The organism is Herbaspirillum sp. GW103 (assembly GCF_000261365.1).
Lineage (GTDB): Bacteria > Pseudomonadota > Gammaproteobacteria > Burkholderiales > Burkholderiaceae_D > Herbaspirillum.
Genome location: NZ_AJVC01000003.1, coordinates 1,512,763 through 1,532,438, shown reverse-complemented (window position 1 = coordinate 1,532,438; position 19,676 = coordinate 1,512,763). Strand labels below are relative to the sequence as shown.

The following is a 19,676-nucleotide window of genomic DNA, read 5'->3' as shown; positions in this document are numbered from 1 at the left end:
CAGCGATGAACCAGTTTGCAATGAAGCAGGCCGCCACCGTACTGGCCCTGGCCTGTACCCTGGGCCTGGCGCAGGCCCAGAGTCCGGCCACTGCCGATGACAGCCTGTTCCGCGCCCTCGGCGGCCTGCCCGTGATCGAGCGGGTGGTACAGGACTTCATGGACAACATGCTGGCCGATGCCCGCATCCGGCATACTTTCGACCATTCCAACATCAAGCGCGTGAAGGAAAAGCTGGTGGAGCAGTTCTGTGAGTTGAGCGGTGGCGGCTGCGTCTATACCGGCGACCCCATGCGCGAAGTGCACCAGGGCCTGAAACTGAGCAATGCCGATTTCAACGCCCTGGTCGAGGATCTGCAATTGTCGATGGACAAGAACGGCATCCCTTCGCGTACCCAGAACCGACTGCTGGCACTGCTGGCGCCGATGCAGCGCGAGACGGTGACGCGGTAGCAAAAAATATTTCCTGGCGGCGGGAATAAAGCAGGGCCGCCTTCCGTATACGTCGGCATGGGTATGGCACACCGCGCAACCCGACCACGAAAAGGAAAAACACCATGAGACTGCTCGCAACCTCCCTGCTGGCCCTGGCCTGCGCTTCGGTTTCCTTCACCGCCTCGGCCCAGAGCGCCGGTGTCAAGACCATGGATGGCATCCTGGTCGATGCCAAGGGCATGACCGTCTACACCTTCGACAAGGACACTGCCAACAGCGGCAAGAGCGTCTGCAACGGCCCCTGTGCCAAGCTGTGGCCGCCGGTGGCGCCCATGGGCATGGCTGCCGCACCGTATTCCACCGTCACGCGCGACGACGGCAGCGCCCAACTGGCCTACCAGGGCAAGCCGCTGTACCTGTACGAAGCCGACAAGAAGCCGGGTGACCGCACTGGTGACAATTTCAAGGACGTCTGGCATATCGTCAAGCCCTGATCCTGGCTGACGCACACCATGTTCGGACGCACCGCCAGGCTGCAGCGACAGCAACGGGAACGACAGGCCGACGAGCAAGCCATGCTCGCCTGCCTGCCGCGCCTGCGCCGCTATGCCCGTGCGCTGACGGGCCAGCGTGACAGCGCCGACGACCTGGTGCAGGACACGCTGGAGCGTGCCTGGCAGAAGCTGGACAGCTGGCAGCGTGGCAGCGACATGCGGCCCTGGCTGTTTGCCATCATGCACAACCTGCACGCCGACCAGCGCCGCCAGCCGGCGCTGGTCACGGTGGAGCTGGAGCAGGCCGCCGAGGCGGCGTTACCGGTGTCGTCGGCCGAGCAAGGTCTGGCCCTGGACCTGGAAGCCGCCCTGCAACGGCTTCCCGCCGAACAGCGCGAAGTCCTGCTGCTGGTGGTGCTGGAAGAAATGCGTTATGAAGACGTCGCCGCCACGCTGGGCATTCCGACCGGGACCGTGATGTCTCGCCTGTCGCGTGCCCGCGAGCGGCTGCGGCAATGGATGGAGGGCGCCGGCGGCCAAGGTGAAGCCGGCGCGACCCTGAAGGTGGTGAAATGAAGACCCCGGCACTTTCCGAAGAAGACCTGCACGCCTATACCGACGGCCAGTTGAGCGCCGCCCGTGCCGCCGAGATGGCCACCTGGCTGGAACAGGACCCGGTACACGCCGAGGATCTGCATCGCGTGCGCGCCTGGCGGGCCCAGAATCGCGCCCTGCATGCCCATTACGACCCGGTCCTGGAAGAAGCGTTGCCACCGCGCCTGGCGGCGGCCGTGCTGGCCGGCGCCGGGGAGCCGCATCGGCGGCGTGACCAAGACAATGAGGGCGCCGCAGGTGCCGCCAACGCCCCTCGCTGGTGGTCTTATGCGGCCATGCTGTTGTTGACCCTGGCCGGGGCTGCCGGTGGCTGGCTGGCGCATGACCTCGCCCCGGGCGGTGCTGCCCGCACCAGCCTGGCGGCAGCGCCCGTGATGCTGGCACGTCAGGCGGCGGTGGCGCATACCGTCTTCAGTGCCGACCTGCGCCGACCGGTGGAAGTCGGCGCCGATCAGGAGCAGGCGTTGGTGACCTGGCTCTCGCGGCGGCTGGGGGCGAATGTACGCGCTCCCAAGCTGGCCCCGCTCGGTTATGACCTCATCGGTGGCCGCCTGCTGCCGGGCCAGAGCGGTCCGGTGGCGCAGTTCATGTACCAGGATGCGGCCGGCCAGCGGCTGACCCTGTATGTCTCGCACGACCAGGTACAGAACCGGGAGACCGGTTTCCGTTTCGCTCAGGAAGGCAAGGTCAATGTCTTCTACTGGATCGATGGCCAGTTCGGTTATGCGCTCTCGGGCAGCATCGCCCGCGCGGAACTGTCCCGCATTGCCGGTTCGGTCTATGAGCAACTAGAACCCATTTCATAAATAGGCGTGAGTGCGAGCGAGTCCCGTTTGGGATGAAGTGCAAGGCGCGAATTTGGGTCAAGACTGGGCGTCTTGACCCAAATTCGTAACGCAGCAATTCGCCCAAACGGGCCGCTCCCTCCGGGTTCTGTCCAGAAAGGGCGCTGGCCGCGTTGCGCTCCTTGCGTGTGGCACCGCCACACGACGCGTCGCGCGCCTTGCCAGCGCCCTTTCTGGACAGAACGCATCTCACGCCTATTTATGAAATGGGTTCTAGTCTCGCTGCCGGCGGCGCCATCACGCTGAGCCTCTCACGGCCGGCGTCGCCCCGACTTGAGGTTTACACATGCAAAAGCGCGTAAGGACTGGGCAAATCCTGTCAAGACTGGCCGCTTGCCTGCCGCTAACACATTTACCCATGACGTAAAGCCTGATCAACCATGGTAGGGGGTAGAGAAAACATGGCCGATCAGGCGGGCGTCATGGTCCGGTTGCACTTCAGACAAGGAGTTTCATATGGAGCTAGCAACTATCGCCAGCGGTGCAGCAACGGCCTGGTTGGTCGACAAGGCGGCGCAGTCCGTCGGCATTGATCTGGGCAAGGTCGCCAAGACGGCGGTGGATGACGTGTTAGGTGCGGCCACGACAGTGGCGCGCCTGCCGTCCAATGTCAACATCGGGCGCATCATCAATACCATCGTCTAGGCAGTCACGGCGTGCTGGACTGGCGTCGGCTCGATCGCACCCTTCGGGGTGCGATTTTTTTTGAGTGAAGCAATCTTCATCAAGGCGAGTCTTGTGATACTGACAAATACTCAAAAAAATCCTTGATTGATGTAAAGAAACAGCGTTCAATGCCGTAATCAAGGCACCGGGCGACGCATCCTGTTTCCCGGCATCCCCCACAAGGAGAGTTCCATGGATGTCACTCAAATCGCATCACTGGCCACCAGCATGGCGTCGGCGCAGACTTCGGATTCGGTCAACGTACTGATGCTGAAGAAGGCGCTCAACACCCAGGCTGCCGCTGCCGTGGGGGTGTTGCAGGCACTGCCGCCGTTGCCGGCCAACCCGAATATCGGGCGCAACGTCAATACCACTGCCTGAACACCGTCCTCTTGAAATCGCAGCCCTTGCCGGGCTGCGATTTTTTTTGCGTACTTCGTGCCGAGTTCAGCGCTTTCCCTCCCTCAAAAAGAATAATAAATTGGTCTTTTAATGAAAAGACCGATTAATTGGTCTTGATTTCGCTCAGATGACCAATACAATGGTCATATGTAAAAAGAACCATTTAATTGGATCTTCCCATGACCACTCTGGTAGACATCGGCCACCGCATTCGCATTGCCCGCAAGGCGCGCGGGATGACCGCCATCGCCCTGGCCGAGCTGGCCGGGATGCACCGCAATACCTTGCTGGCCCTGGAAACCGGGCGTGGCAACATCGAGCTGGTCAAGCTGCTGGCCTTGTGTGAAGCGCTGGACCTGGATCTGCTGCTGCTGCCGCGCCAGGCCGCACCGCTGCGTGCTGCCGATGCCCAGGGCAGCGGCAGCCAGACCGAACTGGGTGCGCGCCTGCAGGCGCTCATGGGCCAAGGAGAGGGCGCATGAGCATGCTGCGTTCGCTGCGCATCCGTCTCGGTCAGACCGACGTCGGGTCGCTGTTTGCCCTGGATGACGGGCGCTGCTACTTCCGCTTCGATGATGCCTATGCCATGCAGGGGCCGGATCGTCCTGTGCTGTCGCAGCTCTACCTGGCCTCGAGCGAAGAACGCACCCGGGCCCAGTTGCTCGATCCCACGCTGGCCGCCAACCGGGGGGATGGTCGCGGCGGATTGCCCTCCTTCTTCCAGAACCTGCTGCCCGAAGGGCAGTTGCGCAAACACCTGATCCAGCGCGCCGGACTGCCGCCGGACGATGAATTTGGCCTGCTGGCCTATTGCGGACGCGATCTGCCCGGCGATGTCTCGGCCCTGGCCGAAGCGCTGGATGAGCGCGCACTGGGTCGCCTGCTGGGGCAAGGACATGACAGTTACGAGATGAGCTCCGGCCAGTTGCCGGTACCGGACGGGGAATCGCTCTCGGGCGTGCAACCCAAACTGGCACTGGTGCGCGAGAGCGGGGGGCGCTATGTGATGCGCTCCAGGGATAGCCAGGGCAGCCACTTCATCGCCAAGCTGCCGGCCACCGACTATCCCAACATGCCGCAGGTGGAGTTCGCTTCGCTCACCCTGGCCGAGGCAGCCGGCGTACGGACCTGCCGCTTCAGCCTGGAGCCGCTGTCGGCCATCGCCGAGCACCTGCCGTTCGGGCTGCGCAATGACGCCAGCCGTTTCCTGCTGGTACAGCGTTTCGACCGCGATGCCCCCACGCCCACGGCACGTCGGCACATGGAAGATTTCGCCCAGGTCACCGGGACTGCGCCGGCGGCCAAGTATGTCGGTACCTATGCGGCCATCGGCGTGGTATTGCTCGAACGCAGTACGCGCGGGGCCGAGGATGTCTACGAATTGCTGCGGCGGATCAAGGTCAATGAACTGCTCGGCAACTTCGATGCGCACCTGAAGAACTTCAGCCTGCTTTACCACACGCCGCAGGCTGCAGCGCTGTCGCCAGCCTATGACATCGTGGCCTATGCCGCCTACGTGGGCGGGAATGGTCATGCGCTGGCCTTCGTACCAGGGCAGAAGGGCAAGCAATTGCTCACGCCTGCCATCCTGCGCCAGCTGGCCAACCTGTGGCGTCTGCCCGAACCCCGGCTGCAGGCGGTGCTGGTGGAGACGGTGGAGCGCGCCATGAGTCAATGGCCGGCCCTGATCGAGAGCCTGCCCTTCACCGATGCCCAGCGCACCAGATTGCTGGCGCATCTGGAGGCCAATGCCAGCGTGGTGGCCTGGCATCGCCGCGCCGCGCGCAGGAAACCGGTGAACGGGGAGGGTGCATGAGACCCACGCCGACCCTGCCCATGCGCGAGGGCTTGTCACCCAGCTATCTGTGGCTGCAACCGGGACCGTGGCGCGACATGCTGTCCTTCCTGGCCGAGCACTTCACCGCTGTGCCCGAAGCGATCTGGCGCGAGCGTCTTCTGCGTGGAGAGGTGCGCAACCAGCAAGGGGAGCACTTGCGTCCGGAGTCGCCCTATCGCAGCGGGGATTGCATTTTCTATTACCGGGAATTGCCCCAGGGTGAAGAACGCATCCCCGTGGAAGAAAAGATCCTGCATCTGGACGATCACCTGCTGGTAGCCGACAAGCCGCATTTCCTGCCGGTGATCCCGACTGGCCGCTTCGTGCAGGAAACCTTGCTGGTGCGCCTGAAGAAGGCCACCGGCCTGCAGGACCTGGTGCCCATCCACCGGCTGGACCGCGAGACGGCCGGGGTGATCGTCTTTTCACATCAGCCGGCCAGCCGGGGCAAGTACCAGTCCATGTTCCAGCAGCGGGCGATGTTCAAGGTATATGAAGCCATCGCCCCGCTGCGACCTGATCTTGCGCTGCCACGGGTGCACCGCAGCCGCGTGGAAGAAATGCCTGAACAATTCTTCAAGATGGTCGAGGCTGAAGGCGCGCCCAATTCGGAAACCCATATCTCCCTGCTGGAGGCACGCGGAGAACTGGGCCTGTACCAGCTGGAGCCAGTGACCGGCAGGCGCCACCAGTTGCGCGTGCACATGGCCGCGCTGGGCATTCCCATCCTCAATGATCTGTTCTATCCCGATGCGGTCCCGGTCGGGGTGGCCGATGATCTGGACAAACCACTCAAACTGCTGGCGCGTTCGCTGTTCTTCATTGATCCGCTGGACGGCAGCGAGCGCCATTTCGTCAGCCAGCGCAGCCTCTAGCCGGCTGGCCGCAGCTCATGCGGCCGACTTGAGCTGGTGCAGCGAGGCCACCAGGTCGGCAAAGCGCTGCCCCTGGATCATGATGTGCTGGCGCAGCACTTCCACGGTGCGCTCCGGGTCACCGGCGATGATGGCGTCGACCACGGCCTGGTGCTCGTCATAGGACATCTTCAGGCGATCCCGCACCCGCAGCTGCAGCCGACGGTAGGGGCGCAGGCGACGGTGCAGGGCGCGCGCCTGCTCGGCCAGGAAGCCATTGTGGCTGCCGGCGTAGATGTGGTCGTGGAAGGCTTCGTTCAGGTAGAAATAGGCATCCGGATCGCAGGCATCGCGCGCGGCCTGGCAGGCCTGGTGCGCCGCCAGCAGTTCGGCATGCTCGACCGGTGTCATGCGGCGTGCGGCCAGGCGACCGCACATGGCCTCGAATTCGGCCATCACTTCAAACATCTCGATCAGTTGCTGCGGGCCGATCTCGGCCACGATGGCGCCCCGGCGCGGGCGCATCTCGACGATGCCCATCGAGGCCAGCTGGATCAGCGCTTCGCGAATGGGCGTGCGGGAAACGCCGAACTCCTCGGCCAGCGAGGTTTCGTCCAGATGTTGGCCCGGCGCCAGCTTGCCGACGGCAATCATCTCTTCGATCGATTCGCGCAGGGTTTCGGAACGGGTCTTGGGCGTGTCCATGGTGGTTTGTCTTCAAAGCAAGCATTGTAAAGGGAAGGGCTCCCAGTGGATTAATGCTTGACAATGTATTCGTTTCGGCTGAAATTGTATACACGATGAGAGCATAAAAACACACGCGTAGTTCCATCAATATCTGGAGGAGACACCAGCATGACCAGCACAAGCAACCAAAGCCGCCGCCACTTCCTTGGCACCCTTGCCGCCGCCCCCCTGGCTGCCGCCATGCCCGCCGCATGGGCGCAAACGGCCAGTCTGAAGATTTCTCACCAGTTCCCCGGTGGCACCCTGACCGAAGGCGACTTCCGCGACCGCCTGGTCCGCACGTTCGCCCAGCAGGTGAACGAAAAGACCAGAGGGGCCTTGAAGTTCGAGATCTATCCCGGCTCGTCCCTGATGAAGACCAACGCGCAGTTCTCGGCCCTGCGCAAGGGCGCGCTGGACATGTCGCTGGTGCCGCTGAACTACGCCGGCGGCGAAGTCCCGGAAACCAACATCGGCCTCATGCCCGGCCTGGTGACGTCCTACCAGCAGGGCGCGGCCTGGAAGAATGCCGAGGTTGGCAAGGAACTGGCCCGCATCCTGGGCGAGAAGGGCGTGGTCATCGTCAGCTGGATCTGGCAGGCTGGCGGCGTGGCCTCGCGCGGCAAGCCCATCGTCGAGCCGGCTGATGCCAAGGGGATGAAGGTGCGCGGCGGTTCACGCGAGATGGACCTGATCCTGAAGGAAGCGGGTGCCGCCGTGGTGACCCTGCCGTCCAATGAAATCTATGCCGCCATGCAGACCGGCGCGATGGATGCGGCGATGACCTCGTCGACTTCCTTCATGTCCTTCCGTCTGGAGGAAGTGGCCAAGGCGCTCACCACCGGTCGCGACAAGGCCTACTGGTACATGTTCGAACCGCTGATGATGTCCAAGGCCGTCTTCGAACGCCTGCCCAAGGACCAGCAGGCCGTCATCATGGCCGTCGGCGCCGAGATGGAGCAGTTCGCCATCAAGGCCGCGCAGGCCGATGACATCGCCGTGGCCCAGGTCTACCAGAAGGCCGGCGCCAAGGTGGTCGACCTGAACGCCGAGGTCGTCAAGAAGTGGCAGGACATCGCCCGCAATACCGCCTGGAAGGACTTTGCGGCCCGCAATGCCAACTGCGCCAAGCTGCTGGCGCTGGCGGAGAAGACCGTATGAGCCATGGTTTCGAGATGCCCGGCGCGGCAGTAGCGCGCCCGGCCGTCCCGGCCAGTGCCCCGGTGGCTTGGCTGGCGGCCTTCCTGCAGGGCTACCATCGCGTGGCCGTGTTCCTGGGGATGATCGCGCTGCTGGTGACCTCCTGCATCCTGACTTATTCGGTGGTGGTGCGTTATTTCTTCCACCAGCCGACCGACTGGCAGGATGAAGCCTCGGTCTTCATGCTGGTGGGCGTGATCTTCCTGTGCTCGGGTTACGTGCAGTCGCTGCGCGGCCACATTGGCATCGAGGCACTGGCGGGCATGCTCTCGCCGCTGGCCAACAAGGTGCGCATGTTCATCGTGGATGTGCTGTCCTTCCTGTTCTGCGCCTTCTTCACCTGGAAATCGTGGACGTTGTTCCATGAAGCCTGGGCCGAAGGGCAGACCACGTCGTCGACCTTCGCGCCGCCGCTGTGGATTCCCTATTCGCTCATGGCGCTGGGCATGACCATGTTGACGCTGCAATTGCTGGTGCAGGTCCTGACCCGCATCACCGGCACCGTTCCTGCCGCACAGAGCGGAGGTGCGCAATGAGTCCGCTGACCTTGGGTGTGCTCTATGGGGTGGTCACCATCCTGGTGATGTGTTCGGGCATGCCGATCGCCTTCGCGCTGGGCGTGGTGGCCACCGGTTTCATGGTCTTCTTCATGCCGGCATCGTCGCTGGACACCATCACGCAGAATGTCTATGAGGAAATCGCTTCCATCACCCTGCTGTCGATCCCGCTGTTCATCCTGAAGGGGGCTGCCATCGGCAAGTCTCCGGCGGGCAAGGACCTGTATTCGGCCATCCACGCCTGGTTGAACAAGGTGCCGGGCGGGCTGGGCATTGCCAACGTGTTCGCCTGCGCGCTGTTTGCGGCGATGGCGGGGTCTTCGCCTGCGACTTGCTCGGCCATCGGTTCGGCAGGTATTCCGGAGATGCGCCGACGCGGTTACTCGCCCGGGTTCGCGGCCGGCATCATCGCCGCCGGGGGGACGCTGGGCATCCTGTTGCCGCCCTCGATCACCATGATCCTGTATGCGGTGGCCGCTGAACAATCGCTGGGCCGCCTGTTCCTGGCCGGCATCGGTCCCGGGCTGCTGCTGGTGATGCTCTTTGCCGGCTATGCGGTTTTCCGTGCCCGCAAGGAATACAAGCTGGCACATGCGGTCTACAGCGCCGGTGGTGCCAAGTCGGCCTATCTGGATGACGAGCATTTCACGCTGGCGCAGAAGGTGGAAATGCTGCCGCGCGTGCTGCCCTTTCTGATCCTGCTCATCGGCGTGATGGTGGCTCTCTATGGTGGCCTGGCCACGCCCTCCGAAACCGCAGGCCTGGGCGCGCTGCTGGCGCTGGTGCTGATCGCGGTGGTCTATCGCATCTACAAGCCGAAAGAGATCGCGCCCTTCCTCAGTTCCACCATCAAGGAATCGGGGATGCTGCTGCTCATCATCGGCATGTCGCTGCTGTATTCCTACGTGATGAGCTACCTGCACATCAGCCAGTCGGCGGCGCAGTGGGTGGTCGATCTGCATCTGTCGAAATGGCTGCTGCTGGCGGTAATCCTGGCCATGGTGATCGTGCTGGGCTTCTTCCTGCCGCCGGTGTCGATCATCCTGATGACCGCGCCCATCATCCTGCCGCCCTTGAAGGCGGCCGGTTTCGACCTGATCTGGTTCGGTATCGTCATGACCGTGGTCATGGAGATGGGCCTGATCCACCCGCCGGTGGGGCTGAACCTGTTCGTGATCAAGAACATCGCACCCGATATCGCACTGGGCGATGTCATCAAGGGGACGATTCCTTTCCTGGCGCTGATGTTTCTCGCGGTCCTGCTCTTGTGCATGTTCCCGGGCATCGCGACCGTATTGCCTGACCTGTTGATGGGAGCCAATTAAATGAGTGGTAACGAACGCGTGTGGAATGCGCGCCAGAAGAACCGTGAACAGCGGCTGGCGCGCGCCACCGCCGCATTGGGCAGCCAGTTGCAGGGCAAGATCGCCCCTGCCGACAAACTGGCCGAGCTGCTCTATGCGGTGCTGGAAAACGGCGACCGGGTCTGTGTCGAGGGCAACAACCAGAAGCAGGCCGATTTCCTGGCCAAGGGACTGGCCGCGCTCGACCCGGCCCGGGTTCGTGGCCTGCACATGCTGTTCTCCGTGCTGGCCCTGCCGGAACATCTGGACGTGTTCGAGAAGGGCATCGCCGACCGGCTCGATTTTTCCTTCTCCGGTCCGCAGGCCGGCCGTCTGGCCAAGCTGGCCTCGGCCGGCAAGCTCAACATCGGGGCCATCCATACCTATCTGGAACTGTTCGGTCGCTACTTCGTCGACCTGACCCCGCGCGTGGCACTGGTGGCCGCACAGGCCGCCGACCGCCACGGCAATCTCTATACCGGGCCCAATACTGAAGATACGCCCGCCATTGCCGAAGCGACGGCCTTCTCCAGCGGCATCGTGATTGCCCAGGTGAACGAAATTGTCGATGAGCTGCCACGCGTGGATATCCCTGCGGACTGGGTCAGCTTCGCCATCAAGGCGCCCACGCCGCATTACATCGAACCGCTTTTCACGCGCGATCCGGCGCAGATTTCCGAAATCCAGGTCTTGATGGCGATGATGGCCATCAAGGGCATCTATGCCGAATACGGCGTGCAGCGACTGAACCACGGCATCGGTTTCGATACTGCGGCCATCGAGCTGATCCTGCCGACCTACGCCGAATCGCTGGGCCTGCGCGGAAAGATCTGCAAGCACTGGGCGCTCAATCCGCATCCGGCCTTGATTCCTGCCATCGAGGCCGGGTTTGTGGAGTCCGTACACTCCTTCGGCTCCGAGCTGGGCATGGAAGACTACATCCGCGCGCGGCCCGATGTCTTTTTTGTCGGCCCCGATGGCTCCATGCGCAGCAACCGCGCCTTCTCGCAGACGGCCGGTCACTATGGCTGCGACATGTTCATCGGCTCGACCCTGCAGATCGACTTGCAGGGCAATTCCTCCACGGCCACCCTGGGTCGCATCGCCGGGTTTGGCGGCGCCCCCAACATGGGTGCGGATGCGCGCGGACGCCGCCATGCCAGCGAGGCCTGGCTCAAGGCGGGCCAGCAGGCGCGCGCCGGCCGCAATACCATCCCGCGCGGGCAGAAACTGGTCGTGCAGACGGTGGAAACCTTCCGCGAGCACATGCAGCCGGCCTTCGTCGAGAAACTCGACGCCTGGCAACTGGGCGAACAGGCCAAGATGCCGATTCCACCCGTGATGATCTATGGCGATGACGTCACCCACATCCTCACCGAAGAAGGCATCGCCAACCTGCTGCTGTGCCGTACCGAAGAGGAGCGCGAGCAGGCCATCCGCGGCGTGGCCGGTTACACCGCCGTGGGCATGGGGCGCGACAAGCGCATGGTGGAAAACCTGCGCGACCGCGGCATCATCCGCCGCGCCGAAGACCTGGGCATCGACAAGCGCATGGCCACCCGCGACCTGCTGGCGGCCAAGAACATGAAGGACCTGGTGCGGGCTTCCGGTGGGCTCTACAACCCGCCCAAGCGTTTCCGCAACTGGTAATCCCTCTGCAACGAAAGCGACACTATGGAAACTTTGACTTTTCGCTTCGAGCACGGCCAGCGCCGTCTCAAGGCTGCGCCTGAACTGGTCGGTGTGGTCAGCTCGGGCAACCTGGAAGTGCTGATCGAGAACGCGCCGCTCAATGGCGCCTGCGCCATCGAGGTCAAGACTGCCGCGCGCGGTTTCGGCACCATCTGGGAAGCCGTGATGACCGACTTCCAGCAACGCTGGCAACTGGCCGATACCCGTATCTCCATCAATGACATGGGTGCTACGCCGGCCGTGGTCAGCCTGCGCCTGGACCAGGCCGTGGAAGCCATGGTGGAGGAGGGCGCATGAGTGCGAGCTATCTGGAAGCCACGGCGCGCGAGCGCATTCTGGCCGTGCTGGACGCCGGCAGCTTCAAGGAACTGCTGCCACCGGCCCAGCGCGTGGTGAGCCCGCATCTGGGACAACTGGACGCACCGGTCTCATTCGACGATGGAGTCATCATCGGTGAAGGGCTGCTGGGCGGACGTGCCGTGATGGCCGCTGCGCAAGAGGGCGGTTTCATGGGCGGGGCGGTGGGCGAGGTGCATGGTGCCAAGCTGGTGGGCCTGCTCAAGCGTGCCATTGCCAAGCAGGCCGCAGGCGTCGTCCTGCTGCTGGAAACCGGCGGTGTGCGCCTGCATGAAGCCAATGCCGGGCTCATCGCCGTCTCCGAAGTGATGCGCGCGGTGCTGGAAGCCCGTGCCGCCGGTATCCCGGTGATCGTGCTGGTCGGTGGTGCCAATGGCTGTTTCGGCGGCATGGGCATCGTGGCGCGCTGTGCCAATACCGTCATCATGTCCGAGGAAGGGCGGCTGGCCATGTCCGGTCCGGAAGTGATCGAGACTGCCAACGGCGTCGAGGAATTCGATTCGCGCGACCGTGCCCTGGTCTGGCGCACCACCGGCGGCAAGCATCGCTACCTGATCGGCGACTGCCAGCAACTGGTCAGCGATGATACCGAGGCATTTCGCACCGCCGCCATCGGCGCGCTGGGCAGCATCGCCGATACGCAACTGACCCTGGCATCGCTGGAAGCCGAGCAGGAAATGCTGCGTCGTCGCATCGCCACCTTCGGCCACGCCGAAGATCCGATGGACATCTGGGCCGAGCTGGGTGTGGCCCGTCCGGAAGCGGTGCCGATGCTCGAAGCCGCTGCCTTCACTGCGATGGCCGAGCGCCTGCGCATTGTCTCCAAGGCCTGAGAGGAATTCATGAACCAGACTGTTACTCCACCCCAGGTCGACTGGCGCGCACTGGCGCAGGACCTGTTCCCGCAGGGCCACGCGATCACCGAGCAGGATCAGTTCCTCTCCGGCACGGCGCAGGTTGATGGCCGTACCGTCACCGTGGTTGGCACCACCGGCCATACGCCCATCGGCATCGAGATCGCCCTGGCCCAGGCCAGCGTGATCCTGGAGACGGTGCGGGAACATCCGGGCCGACCCATCGTGATCCTGGTCGATACCCAGGGCCAGCGCCTGCGTCATCGTGATGAAATGCTGGGCATCAACAGCTACATGGCGCATCTGGGCAAGTGTGTGGAACTGGCGCGCCGCCAGGGCCATCGGGTCATCGGCCTGGTGTATGACCAGGCGCTGTCGGGCGGCTTCATCACCAGCGGCCTCATCGCCGATGCCTGCTATGCCTTGCCCGACGCCACCATCCGCGTCATGGGCTTGCCCGCGATGGCGCGCATTACCAAGGTGCCGGAAGAACGGTTGACCGAACTGGCCAGGAGCAATCCGGTCTTTGCGCCCGGTCCCGAAAATTATTTACGCATGGGCGGTGTCACCGAGATCTGGAACGCCGACCTGGCCCGGGCGCTGGCCGATGCGCTGGCCCAGGATCGCAGCGCCGATACCCGTGCAGCCACCGGGTTTGCGCGCGGCGGACGCAAATGGGCGCAACGGGTCATCGATGCGGTCGCCCACGATACTGCCTTGAACGGATGAGCATGTCGTCCGCGCAGTCCCTGGTCCACGCGCGCCACCACCTGCTCTGGTTGAGCCAGGCCGGCTGGCTGCGCCTGCAGGCCACTGATATGGATGCCCGCCAACACGCCACGCTGCAGCATTGGCAGCAGATGCGCTGGCCGGTGATCGTGCGTCGTCGCGATGCACAGGCCAGCGAGCAAGAGATCTGCGTGGGCATCGCCCTGCCGCCCGATGCGCAGGGCAACAAACCGCGCATCGCCTTGCGGGTGGGGACGCAGGAGGTGGCGGCCAGCCGGGCGCCGTTGCTGCTGCGTGACATCGTCGCTGCGCGTCTGAGCACGCTGCCCGCCGCGTGGCAGACGGGATTGGCACAGTTGCAGGAGCACATGGGGCGCGCGGACATCGCGCTGTCCGTCTTTGGTTCGCTGGCCTGGCAGGCGCTCACTGCGCAAACCTATCTGCGCAGCAGTTCCGACATCGACCTGCTGTTCCAGCCACGCAGCCAGTCCCAGCTGGAAGCGGGCGTACGCTTGCTGGCCTGGCAGGCCATGTTCCTGCCGCTGGATGGCGAAATCGTGTTTCCCGACGGCGCCGCCGTGTCGTGGAAAGAATGGCGACAGGTGGCGGTGCTGGGCCACCACCCTGAGGGGCAGGTCTTGGTCAAGCGGCCCGCCAGTGTGGCGCTGGAGCGTGTGGGCGCATTGCGGGCCAGCCTGCCACTGGAGCATTCATGCGCCGCCTGATGCAGCATCCCGATACGCTCAGGCAGCCCCTGCATCACACGCAGAAGCGTCGTGCTGCCCGCGAGAACCTGGCGTTCTGCCGGCAACTAGCGCGGCTGGCGGTGCGCAGCCTGTACCAGGAGCTGGTCCTTTATCCCAAACCGGGTCTGGTCTCGCGCGTGGACAATGGCAGCCACACCGACATGACGGCTGAGACCTTCTTGCGCAGCCTGTTCGCGCTGCGCCATTATTTTTTCCAGATTGCCGCTGCCGGACTGGATGGCGCACCCTTCCACACCTTGCAGAAACTGGCCCTGCGCGCCGAAGAGCGCATGCTGCGCGCCACGGGCGGCGTCAACACGCACCGGGGCGCGATCTTCGTACTGGGCATGCTGTGCGCTGCCACGGCCTATGCGCGTGGCCGCCACATGTCCTTGCAGCCGGCCACACTGCGCGCCACCCTGCTGATCCAGTGGGGCGATGCGCTGGCGCGTCATAGCGCAGCGGTCGCCGACGCCGAAGCGCCCAGTCACGGCCAGCGCGTAGCGGCCAGGCATGCCGTGGGCGGGGCGCGTGAAGAGGGGGCTTTGGGCTTTCCCGCCGTCTTCGAAGTGGCCTTGCCGCAATGGCAGGCCACCCTGGCGGCGGGGCGGGATCTCCATCATGCCCGCATCGATACGCTCTTCGCGCTCATGGCGCATCTCAGCGATACCAATGTCTATCATCGCGGCGGTGCCGAGGGGGCGGCGCTGGTACGCAATCGCAGTGCCGCCTTTCTCGCCGCCGGTGGCACGGCGCGCGCCGATTGGGAAGCCGATGCGCTGGACTGTCATCGTGATTTCGTCGCCCGGCGCTTGTCTCCGGGCGGGGCGGCCGATCTGCTGGCGGCGACCTGCCTGGTCCATGCGGTCGGCTTGCTGGAGGCCGACAAGGCATGAGCCTGCGCCTGGCCATCCTGTGCCCGGGGCAGGGCGCGCAGCACGCGGGCATGTTTGACCTGCTGCGCGATGATCCGCAGGCCAGCGCCTTCCTTGCACAAAGCGCCTTGTCGGCGCATCTGCAAGCGCCCCTTGAAACGGTGCTGGCGGATCCCGCCCAGTTGTACGCCAATCGCAATGCCCAACCCTTGATCGTGGCGGCGCAGCTGGCTGCCTGGCAGGCCTTGCACGCGCCGCTGGCAGCCATCGCCGGGGCGCCCGCGGTGGTGGCGGGCTACAGCGTGGGCGAACTGTCCGCCTACGCATTGGCCGGACTCCTCGATCCCGCCGAGACAGTCGAGCTGGCCGCGCAACGTGCCGCAGCCATGACGCAGGCCGCCAGCGCGCAACCGGCGCAAGCATTGATGGCCATCGGTGGTTTGCCGCTGGCAGTGATTCACGAGTGCCTGGCGCGTCACGGCGGCCATGTCGCCATCGTCACCGGTGAAGACACGCTGATCGCCGGAGGGGCGAACGCCTGCCTGCAAGCCGCAGCCGATGCGCTTGTCACAGCGGGAGCGCGCACTGCCTTGCTGCCCGTTGGGCTGGCCTCGCATACTCCCTTGATGCAATCGGCGACGGCGCCGTTTGCTGCCGAGCTGGCAGCGCATCCCCTGCGCTCACCCGGCCCGGCCTTGCTGGCCGGCGTCACCGGGCAGGCCATCACCGATGCCGCCCAGGCCCGGGCGCTGCTGGTGCGCCAGCTGGTCGAACCCATCCAGTGGGCCGCCTGCATGGATGCCCTGGTCGAACGCGGCGTCACGGTCGCGCTGGAACTGGGCCCGGGCGCGGCGCTCTCGCGCATGCTGCGCGAACGCCATCCGCAGATCGCCTGCCGTTCGCTGGCCGATTTTCGCAGCCTCTCCGGCGCGCTGGCCTGGCTGCGCCGTCAGGCCGACTGAGTGGCCCGGCCGGCACATCCGGCTGGTAGTCCGGTGTTGTCGGTGCTATCTTGAAATGAAGCATCTTTCCTTTCCTTCGCCGCGTACTGCTGTCGGATCAGGCTGACAGCGCAAGCCGCTTTGTGCATCCCCGTACCTTCCTGTGGCGAACCAATGGCAGATAGTCCAGTCGCATCTGGAAGCAGTGCCCATGTTCAACCCGACCAGGAGGCCCCAAGATGAAAGTCGATGTGTACAAGCGCCCGGACGGCGGCGGATTGTTTTCCTACCTCGTCCTGCCCCACGAAGAAGCGTTGCCGCCAGAGGTGACCAATACCGACTGGCAACTCCACGAGCAGAATGTGGACTTCGAGCGCGACGGCAAGCGGCATTTCACGCTGGAGGCAGAAGACGCCTTCATGCAGATCGGCGAGAAAGGCTATGCCATCACCCATCTGAACCAACGCAGCGGCGACGGCGCGGCCTGAAGCCGTCGCCATCGACAGAGGAGACCATCATGCCCACCGAACAAGTAGGCGACTACGAAGTGGAATATGCCGGCGTGCGCCTCATCGGCGGCGAGGAGTGGGTGGCCCAGGTGGCCATCTTCGGCCACTCGACCAATCCCATGCACCGCAATCCGGTGTTCCCGGTACAGCGCGTGCTGCCCGACCAGACCTTTGCCGACGAAAAGGCGGCCGAGCAGGGCGCGCGCCAGGCTGCGCATGACCTGCTGGAGAAGCAGACAGCGCGGCACTGACCGCAGTGCTCCAGCAAGCCTGACTCCAGGCCCGATGCGCCCGCAGGCGCGTCGGGCTTTTTCAGTTGTCACACAGGGCCGTCATGGCATGGAATTCGCATGCAGAAAGGCGCAGTGGCCGATGGGCGACAGGCTGCCCGCTGTGCCGTTTCGCAATAGAATGACGCATCTTGCGTTTTTCTTCCTATTTTCCTTTTCCTCGTCCGGCCAGGTCCCCCCATGAAACCCCCTCTGCTCGTCCTGATTCACCTCTCCGAAGAAAGCACGGCCACCATCGCCGCCCACTATGACATCCTCTACGCGCCGGATCGCCCGCGCCGCGACGCGATGATCGCCGGCCCGGCCAGGAAGGTGGCGGTGGTGCTGACCAATGGGTCCACCGGCCTGAGTGCTGACGAAATGCGCGCCATGCCGCATCTGCAACTGGTCTGTGCACTGGGCGCCGGCTTTGAAAACATCGACGCCGCCCACGCCCGTGCACATGGCATTGAGATCGCCACCGGTGCCGGCACCAACGAAGACTGCGTGGCCGATCACACCCTGGGCCTGCTGCTGGCCATCCTGCGCAATATTTCCGTGCTGGACCGCTACACCCGCGAGGGCGGCTGGCGCGAAACCATTCCCCTGCAACCTCAGCTGGCGGGCAAGCGGGTGGGCATCGTCGGCATGGGCAACATCGGCAAGAAGATCGCCCGCCGCGCGACCGCCTTCGATGCCGAGATCGCCTATTGCAACCGCAAGAAGCGCGATGATGTCGATTTCCATTATTTCCCGGACGTCGCCCAGCTGGCCGGCTGGGCCGACTGCCTCATCGTGGCCGCGCCGGGCGGTGCCCAGACGCAGCACCTCATCAATGCGCGGGTGCTGGAAGAGCTCGGTCCTCGTGGCTACCTGGTCAACATCGGCCGTGGCAGCATCGTCGATACCGAGGCACTGGCGGCAGCCCTGTCCTGCGGGCGTCTGGCCGGTGCGGCCCTGGATGTCTACGAGGGCGAACCCAAGCCGCCCGCCGCCCTGATCGGCTTGCCCAACGTCGTATTGACGCCGCATATCGCGGGCTGGTCGCCGGAGGCCATCAGCGCTTCGGTCCAGCAGTTCCTGCGCAATTGCGAGGAACATTTCGCCGCCGCCGAGCCGGTGGTGCGCGCCTGAGCAAGTTGCCCAGCGCGCGCGGATGCGAGTTTTTTTGCCATAGCGGGGCTGGCTGGCCGATAATGTCGGCCGCGGTCTGATCGCTTTCCTCCACGAAAGCTGTCCGGCCGGCCGCCAGCGCGCGCTCGGGGGAGCGTGTCGGCCGACGGCGCCGCCGTTTCAACGACTCCAAGACCAACCCATCGCCATCACACTACAGAGAGAGCCAAGCACCATGGATCTGCCATCTCACCAACTCACCATGACGGTCCTGATGACCCCGGACATGGCCAACTTCGCCGGCAACGTGCACGGGGGAACCATCCTGAAGCTGCTTGACCAGGTGGCCTACGCCTGCGGCAGCCGCTACGCCGGCCAGTACGTGGTGACCCTGTCGGTGGACCAGGTCATGTTCCGTCAGCCCATCCACGTGGGGGAGCTGGTGACCTTCCTGGCCAGCGTCAACCATACCGGCAAGTCTTCCATGGAAATCGGCATCAAGGTGGTGGCCGAAAACATCCGCACCCAGGAAACGCGCCACGTCAACAGCTGTTTCTTCACCATGGTGGCCGTGGACGATCAGCGCAAGCCGATCCCGGTGCCGCCGCTGCGTCCCTTCTCGCAGGAAGAAAAGCGCCGCTTCGATGCAGCCGTGATCCGCAAGTCGCTGCGCCAGGAACTGGCGCGCCGCTACGAGGAAGTCAAGCCCGGCAACGACAAGGTCGGCTAAGCGGCCCAAGCCGCGAAAGCAAAAAGGGATGCGCCCGTCGGACGCATCCCTTTTTTACGTGCTGCCCGGGCCGACGGTCAATCCAGATGCACCACCACCGAGCCGAGCACGCCCAGTTCGGCCAGCACGCGCTGTCCGGCGCGCACCGGCATGGGCACGATGGTCGAACCGCTGGCCACCAGCTGTCCGGCCGCCAGGGTGAGGCCATGCTCACGCAATTCGTTGGCCAGCCAGGTCAGTGCCACGCGTGGATCGCCCAGCACCTGGGCGCCACTGCCGCTGCGCCGCTCGCCGCCCTCGATGCTGCCCGAAGTGGTCAGCGCGGCCAGATCCAGGCCGCGCCAGTCCACGCTGGCCGGTGCGCCCAGCACGAACTGGTCGGCGCAGCTGTTGTCGGCGATCAGTTGGGCCGCCCCGACCTGGTCGAACTGGTCGTAACGGGTATCGGGGATTTCGATGGCCGGATGCACCGCCGCCACGGCCGCCATGACCTCTTCCTGCGTATAGGGCGTACTGCGCGGCGCCAGTGTACTGCCCATGCGGAAAGCCACTTCCACCTCGGCCACCCGCATCAGGTTGTCACCCAGCGTGATGTGCGCACCGCTGCGGTGAAGGCGTTCGGCCAGCAAGCGGCCTGCCAGCGGCGCATCGACATTGAGCAATCCTTGTCCGCCGGGGCCGGTGGCAGCGATCTTCCAGCCGGCCAGCGGGGCGAAGCTGCGCGCTTCCAGGCGGCGCTGGATGTCATAGGCCTGGCGCCGGTCGCCCGGTTGCAGATGCACGGGCAAGCGGGCGATGCGGCGGTTGTGCGCCCAGCAGTCCCAGAGCAGGTCGGCCGCTTCCTGGCATTGTGTATCGGTCAGCACGGATGTCTCCCTCCAGATTGCT

25 protein-coding genes are annotated in these 19,676 nt (G+C 64.6%); 23 read left to right on the top strand and 2 right to left on the bottom strand.

The features are described from left to right. Positions 1 to 5 precede the first annotated feature (5 nt). From GWL_RS10400 to GWL_RS10360, 9 genes are all read left to right on the top strand, one after another. On the top strand, positions 6 to 452 hold the full coding sequence (locus tag GWL_RS10400; protein WP_008329590.1) for a group 1 truncated hemoglobin: 447 nt from the start codon (positions 6 to 8) through the stop codon (positions 450 to 452). A gap of 104 nt (positions 453 to 556) precedes the next feature. Next, the gene (locus GWL_RS10395) at positions 557 to 928 is read left to right on the top strand and encodes a hypothetical protein (RefSeq protein WP_008329589.1); all 372 of its coding nucleotides are present in this window, start codon (positions 557 to 559) and stop codon (positions 926 to 928) included. Between the two features lie 18 nt (positions 929 to 946). Continuing rightward, positions 947 to 1,504 (top strand): RNA polymerase sigma factor, encoded by a 558-nt coding sequence (locus GWL_RS10390; protein ID WP_008329588.1) that lies wholly within the window; start codon positions 947 to 949, stop codon positions 1,502 to 1,504. Continuing rightward, positions 1,501 to 2,349, top strand: a complete 849-nt coding sequence (locus tag GWL_RS10385) for an anti-sigma factor (protein WP_008329587.1) — start codon at positions 1,501 to 1,503, stop codon at positions 2,347 to 2,349. Before GWL_RS10390 ends, GWL_RS10385 begins: the two co-directional genes overlap by 4 nt. A 495-nt stretch (positions 2,350 to 2,844) precedes the next feature. Continuing rightward, positions 2,845 to 3,033, top strand: coding sequence for a hypothetical protein (locus GWL_RS10380; RefSeq protein WP_008329586.1), 189 nt, complete (start codon positions 2,845 to 2,847; stop codon positions 3,031 to 3,033). 213 nt (positions 3,034 to 3,246) lie between these two features. Next, on the top strand, positions 3,247 to 3,435 hold the full coding sequence (locus tag GWL_RS10375) for a YjfB family protein (protein ID WP_008329585.1): 189 nt from the start codon (positions 3,247 to 3,249) through the stop codon (positions 3,433 to 3,435). 200 nt (positions 3,436 to 3,635) lie between these two features. Further along, the gene (locus GWL_RS10370) at positions 3,636 to 3,938 is read left to right on the top strand and encodes a helix-turn-helix transcriptional regulator (RefSeq protein WP_034350420.1); all 303 of its coding nucleotides are present in this window, start codon (positions 3,636 to 3,638) and stop codon (positions 3,936 to 3,938) included. Next, positions 3,935 to 5,272, top strand: a complete 1,338-nt coding sequence (locus GWL_RS10365; RefSeq protein ID WP_008329582.1) for a type II toxin-antitoxin system HipA family toxin — start codon at positions 3,935 to 3,937, stop codon at positions 5,270 to 5,272. Before GWL_RS10370 ends, GWL_RS10365 begins: the two co-directional genes overlap by 4 nt. Next, positions 5,269 to 6,168, top strand: a complete 900-nt coding sequence (locus GWL_RS10360; RefSeq protein WP_008329579.1) for a pseudouridine synthase — start codon at positions 5,269 to 5,271, stop codon at positions 6,166 to 6,168. The genes GWL_RS10365 and GWL_RS10360 overlap by 4 nt, the downstream gene beginning before the upstream one ends. Positions 6,169 to 6,183: 15 nt before the next feature. Here the strand turns inward: GWL_RS10360 and GWL_RS10355 are convergent, their stop codons facing one another. Beyond that, positions 6,184 to 6,852: a GntR family transcriptional regulator gene (locus GWL_RS10355; protein ID WP_008329577.1), complete on the bottom strand. Its 669-nt coding sequence runs from the start codon at positions 6,850 to 6,852 to the stop codon at positions 6,184 to 6,186. Positions 6,853 to 7,002: 150 nt separating this feature from the next. Here GWL_RS10355 and dctP point away from each other — a divergent pair, with 150 nt between their 5' ends. The 14 genes from dctP (at position 7,003) to GWL_RS10285 (ending at position 18,788) form a co-directional block, all read left to right on the top strand. Next, a complete protein-coding gene (gene dctP, locus GWL_RS10350; protein WP_008329576.1) occupies positions 7,003 to 8,034 on the top strand; it encodes a TRAP transporter substrate-binding protein DctP in 1,032 nt (343 codons plus the stop codon). Continuing rightward, positions 8,031 to 8,609, top strand: coding sequence for a TRAP transporter small permease (locus GWL_RS10345; protein WP_008329575.1), 579 nt, complete (start codon positions 8,031 to 8,033; stop codon positions 8,607 to 8,609). The genes dctP and GWL_RS10345 overlap by 4 nt, the downstream gene beginning before the upstream one ends. Then, positions 8,606 to 9,955 carry a TRAP transporter large permease gene (locus GWL_RS10340; protein ID WP_008329574.1) on the top strand — a complete coding sequence of 450 codons (1,350 nt, stop codon included), beginning with the start codon at positions 8,606 to 8,608 and terminating at the stop codon, positions 9,953 to 9,955. The genes GWL_RS10345 and GWL_RS10340 overlap by 4 nt, the downstream gene beginning before the upstream one ends. After that, positions 9,956 to 11,623 carry a malonate decarboxylase subunit alpha gene (gene mdcA / locus GWL_RS10335; protein WP_008329573.1) on the top strand — a complete coding sequence of 556 codons (1,668 nt, stop codon included), beginning with the start codon at positions 9,956 to 9,958 and terminating at the stop codon, positions 11,621 to 11,623. Positions 11,624 to 11,647: 24 nt separating this feature from the next. Next, positions 11,648 to 11,962, top strand: coding sequence for a malonate decarboxylase acyl carrier protein (mdcC, locus tag GWL_RS10330; RefSeq protein ID WP_008329571.1), 315 nt, complete (start codon positions 11,648 to 11,650; stop codon positions 11,960 to 11,962). Next, positions 11,959 to 12,855: a biotin-independent malonate decarboxylase subunit beta gene (locus GWL_RS10325; RefSeq protein ID WP_008329564.1), complete on the top strand. Its 897-nt coding sequence runs from the start codon at positions 11,959 to 11,961 to the stop codon at positions 12,853 to 12,855. The genes mdcC and GWL_RS10325 overlap by 4 nt, the downstream gene beginning before the upstream one ends. 9 nt (positions 12,856 to 12,864) lie before the next feature. After that, the gene (gene mdcE, locus GWL_RS10320) at positions 12,865 to 13,605 is read left to right on the top strand and encodes a biotin-independent malonate decarboxylase subunit gamma (RefSeq protein WP_008329563.1); all 741 of its coding nucleotides are present in this window, start codon (positions 12,865 to 12,867) and stop codon (positions 13,603 to 13,605) included. Positions 13,606 to 13,607: 2 nt separating this feature from the next. After that, positions 13,608 to 14,330 carry a malonate decarboxylase holo-[acyl-carrier-protein] synthase gene (gene mdcG, locus GWL_RS10315; RefSeq protein ID WP_034350418.1) on the top strand — a complete coding sequence of 241 codons (723 nt, stop codon included), beginning with the start codon at positions 13,608 to 13,610 and terminating at the stop codon, positions 14,328 to 14,330. Then, complete coding sequence (gene mdcB, locus GWL_RS10310) at positions 14,318 to 15,247, top strand: triphosphoribosyl-dephospho-CoA synthase MdcB (RefSeq protein WP_008329561.1); 930 nt, start codon at positions 14,318 to 14,320, stop codon at positions 15,245 to 15,247. Before mdcG ends, mdcB begins: the two co-directional genes overlap by 13 nt. Further along, on the top strand, positions 15,244 to 16,188 hold the full coding sequence (locus GWL_RS10305; protein WP_008329560.1) for an ACP S-malonyltransferase: 945 nt from the start codon (positions 15,244 to 15,246) through the stop codon (positions 16,186 to 16,188). Before mdcB ends, GWL_RS10305 begins: the two co-directional genes overlap by 4 nt. A gap of 218 nt (positions 16,189 to 16,406) precedes the next feature. After that, the gene (locus tag GWL_RS10300) at positions 16,407 to 16,655 is read left to right on the top strand and encodes a DUF6139 family protein (protein ID WP_008329559.1); all 249 of its coding nucleotides are present in this window, start codon (positions 16,407 to 16,409) and stop codon (positions 16,653 to 16,655) included. Positions 16,656 to 16,684: 29 nt separating this feature from the next. Next, complete coding sequence (locus tag GWL_RS10295) at positions 16,685 to 16,927, top strand: hypothetical protein (protein WP_008329558.1); 243 nt, start codon at positions 16,685 to 16,687, stop codon at positions 16,925 to 16,927. Positions 16,928 to 17,146: 219 nt separating this feature from the next. Then, positions 17,147 to 18,079: a 2-hydroxyacid dehydrogenase gene (locus GWL_RS10290; RefSeq protein ID WP_008329557.1), complete on the top strand. Its 933-nt coding sequence runs from the start codon at positions 17,147 to 17,149 to the stop codon at positions 18,077 to 18,079. Positions 18,080 to 18,293: 214 nt separating this feature from the next. Further along, positions 18,294 to 18,788: an acyl-CoA thioesterase gene (locus GWL_RS10285; RefSeq protein WP_034350416.1), complete on the top strand. Its 495-nt coding sequence runs from the start codon at positions 18,294 to 18,296 to the stop codon at positions 18,786 to 18,788. A gap of 77 nt (positions 18,789 to 18,865) precedes the next feature. On the opposite strand, the gene GWL_RS10280 is transcribed toward GWL_RS10285, so the two are convergent. Beyond that, positions 18,866 to 19,654, bottom strand: coding sequence for a 2-keto-4-pentenoate hydratase (locus tag GWL_RS10280; protein ID WP_008329554.1), 789 nt, complete (start codon positions 19,652 to 19,654; stop codon positions 18,866 to 18,868). Positions 19,655 to 19,676 lie beyond the last annotated feature (22 nt).

Coding starts and splice junctions, on each gene's coding strand:
- GWL_RS10400 (WP_008329590.1), top strand. CDS start 6: ATGAACCAGTTTGCAATGAAGCAGGCCGCCACCGTACTGGCCCTGGCC.
- GWL_RS10395 (WP_008329589.1), top strand. CDS start 557: ATGAGACTGCTCGCAACCTCCCTGCTGGCCCTGGCCTGCGCTTCGGTT.
- GWL_RS10390 (WP_008329588.1), top strand. CDS start 947: ATGTTCGGACGCACCGCCAGGCTGCAGCGACAGCAACGGGAACGACAG.
- GWL_RS10385 (WP_008329587.1), top strand. CDS start 1,501: ATGAAGACCCCGGCACTTTCCGAAGAAGACCTGCACGCCTATACCGAC.
- GWL_RS10380 (WP_008329586.1), top strand. CDS start 2,845: ATGGAGCTAGCAACTATCGCCAGCGGTGCAGCAACGGCCTGGTTGGTC.
- GWL_RS10375 (WP_008329585.1), top strand. CDS start 3,247: ATGGATGTCACTCAAATCGCATCACTGGCCACCAGCATGGCGTCGGCG.
- GWL_RS10370 (WP_034350420.1), top strand. CDS start 3,636: ATGACCACTCTGGTAGACATCGGCCACCGCATTCGCATTGCCCGCAAG.
- GWL_RS10365 (WP_008329582.1), top strand. CDS start 3,935: ATGAGCATGCTGCGTTCGCTGCGCATCCGTCTCGGTCAGACCGACGTC.
- GWL_RS10360 (WP_008329579.1), top strand. CDS start 5,269: ATGAGACCCACGCCGACCCTGCCCATGCGCGAGGGCTTGTCACCCAGC.
- GWL_RS10355 (WP_008329577.1), bottom strand. CDS start 6,852: ATGGACACGCCCAAGACCCGTTCCGAAACCCTGCGCGAATCGATCGAA.
- dctP (WP_008329576.1), top strand. CDS start 7,003: ATGACCAGCACAAGCAACCAAAGCCGCCGCCACTTCCTTGGCACCCTT.
- GWL_RS10345 (WP_008329575.1), top strand. CDS start 8,031: ATGAGCCATGGTTTCGAGATGCCCGGCGCGGCAGTAGCGCGCCCGGCC.
- GWL_RS10340 (WP_008329574.1), top strand. CDS start 8,606: ATGAGTCCGCTGACCTTGGGTGTGCTCTATGGGGTGGTCACCATCCTG.
- mdcA (WP_008329573.1), top strand. CDS start 9,956: ATGAGTGGTAACGAACGCGTGTGGAATGCGCGCCAGAAGAACCGTGAA.
- mdcC (WP_008329571.1), top strand. CDS start 11,648: ATGGAAACTTTGACTTTTCGCTTCGAGCACGGCCAGCGCCGTCTCAAG.
- GWL_RS10325 (WP_008329564.1), top strand. CDS start 11,959: ATGAGTGCGAGCTATCTGGAAGCCACGGCGCGCGAGCGCATTCTGGCC.
- mdcE (WP_008329563.1), top strand. CDS start 12,865: ATGAACCAGACTGTTACTCCACCCCAGGTCGACTGGCGCGCACTGGCG.
- mdcG (WP_034350418.1), top strand. CDS start 13,608: ATGTCGTCCGCGCAGTCCCTGGTCCACGCGCGCCACCACCTGCTCTGG.
- mdcB (WP_008329561.1), top strand. CDS start 14,318: ATGCGCCGCCTGATGCAGCATCCCGATACGCTCAGGCAGCCCCTGCAT.
- GWL_RS10305 (WP_008329560.1), top strand. CDS start 15,244: ATGAGCCTGCGCCTGGCCATCCTGTGCCCGGGGCAGGGCGCGCAGCAC.
- GWL_RS10300 (WP_008329559.1), top strand. CDS start 16,407: ATGAAAGTCGATGTGTACAAGCGCCCGGACGGCGGCGGATTGTTTTCC.
- GWL_RS10295 (WP_008329558.1), top strand. CDS start 16,685: ATGCCCACCGAACAAGTAGGCGACTACGAAGTGGAATATGCCGGCGTG.
- GWL_RS10290 (WP_008329557.1), top strand. CDS start 17,147: ATGAAACCCCCTCTGCTCGTCCTGATTCACCTCTCCGAAGAAAGCACG.
- GWL_RS10285 (WP_034350416.1), top strand. CDS start 18,294: ATGGATCTGCCATCTCACCAACTCACCATGACGGTCCTGATGACCCCG.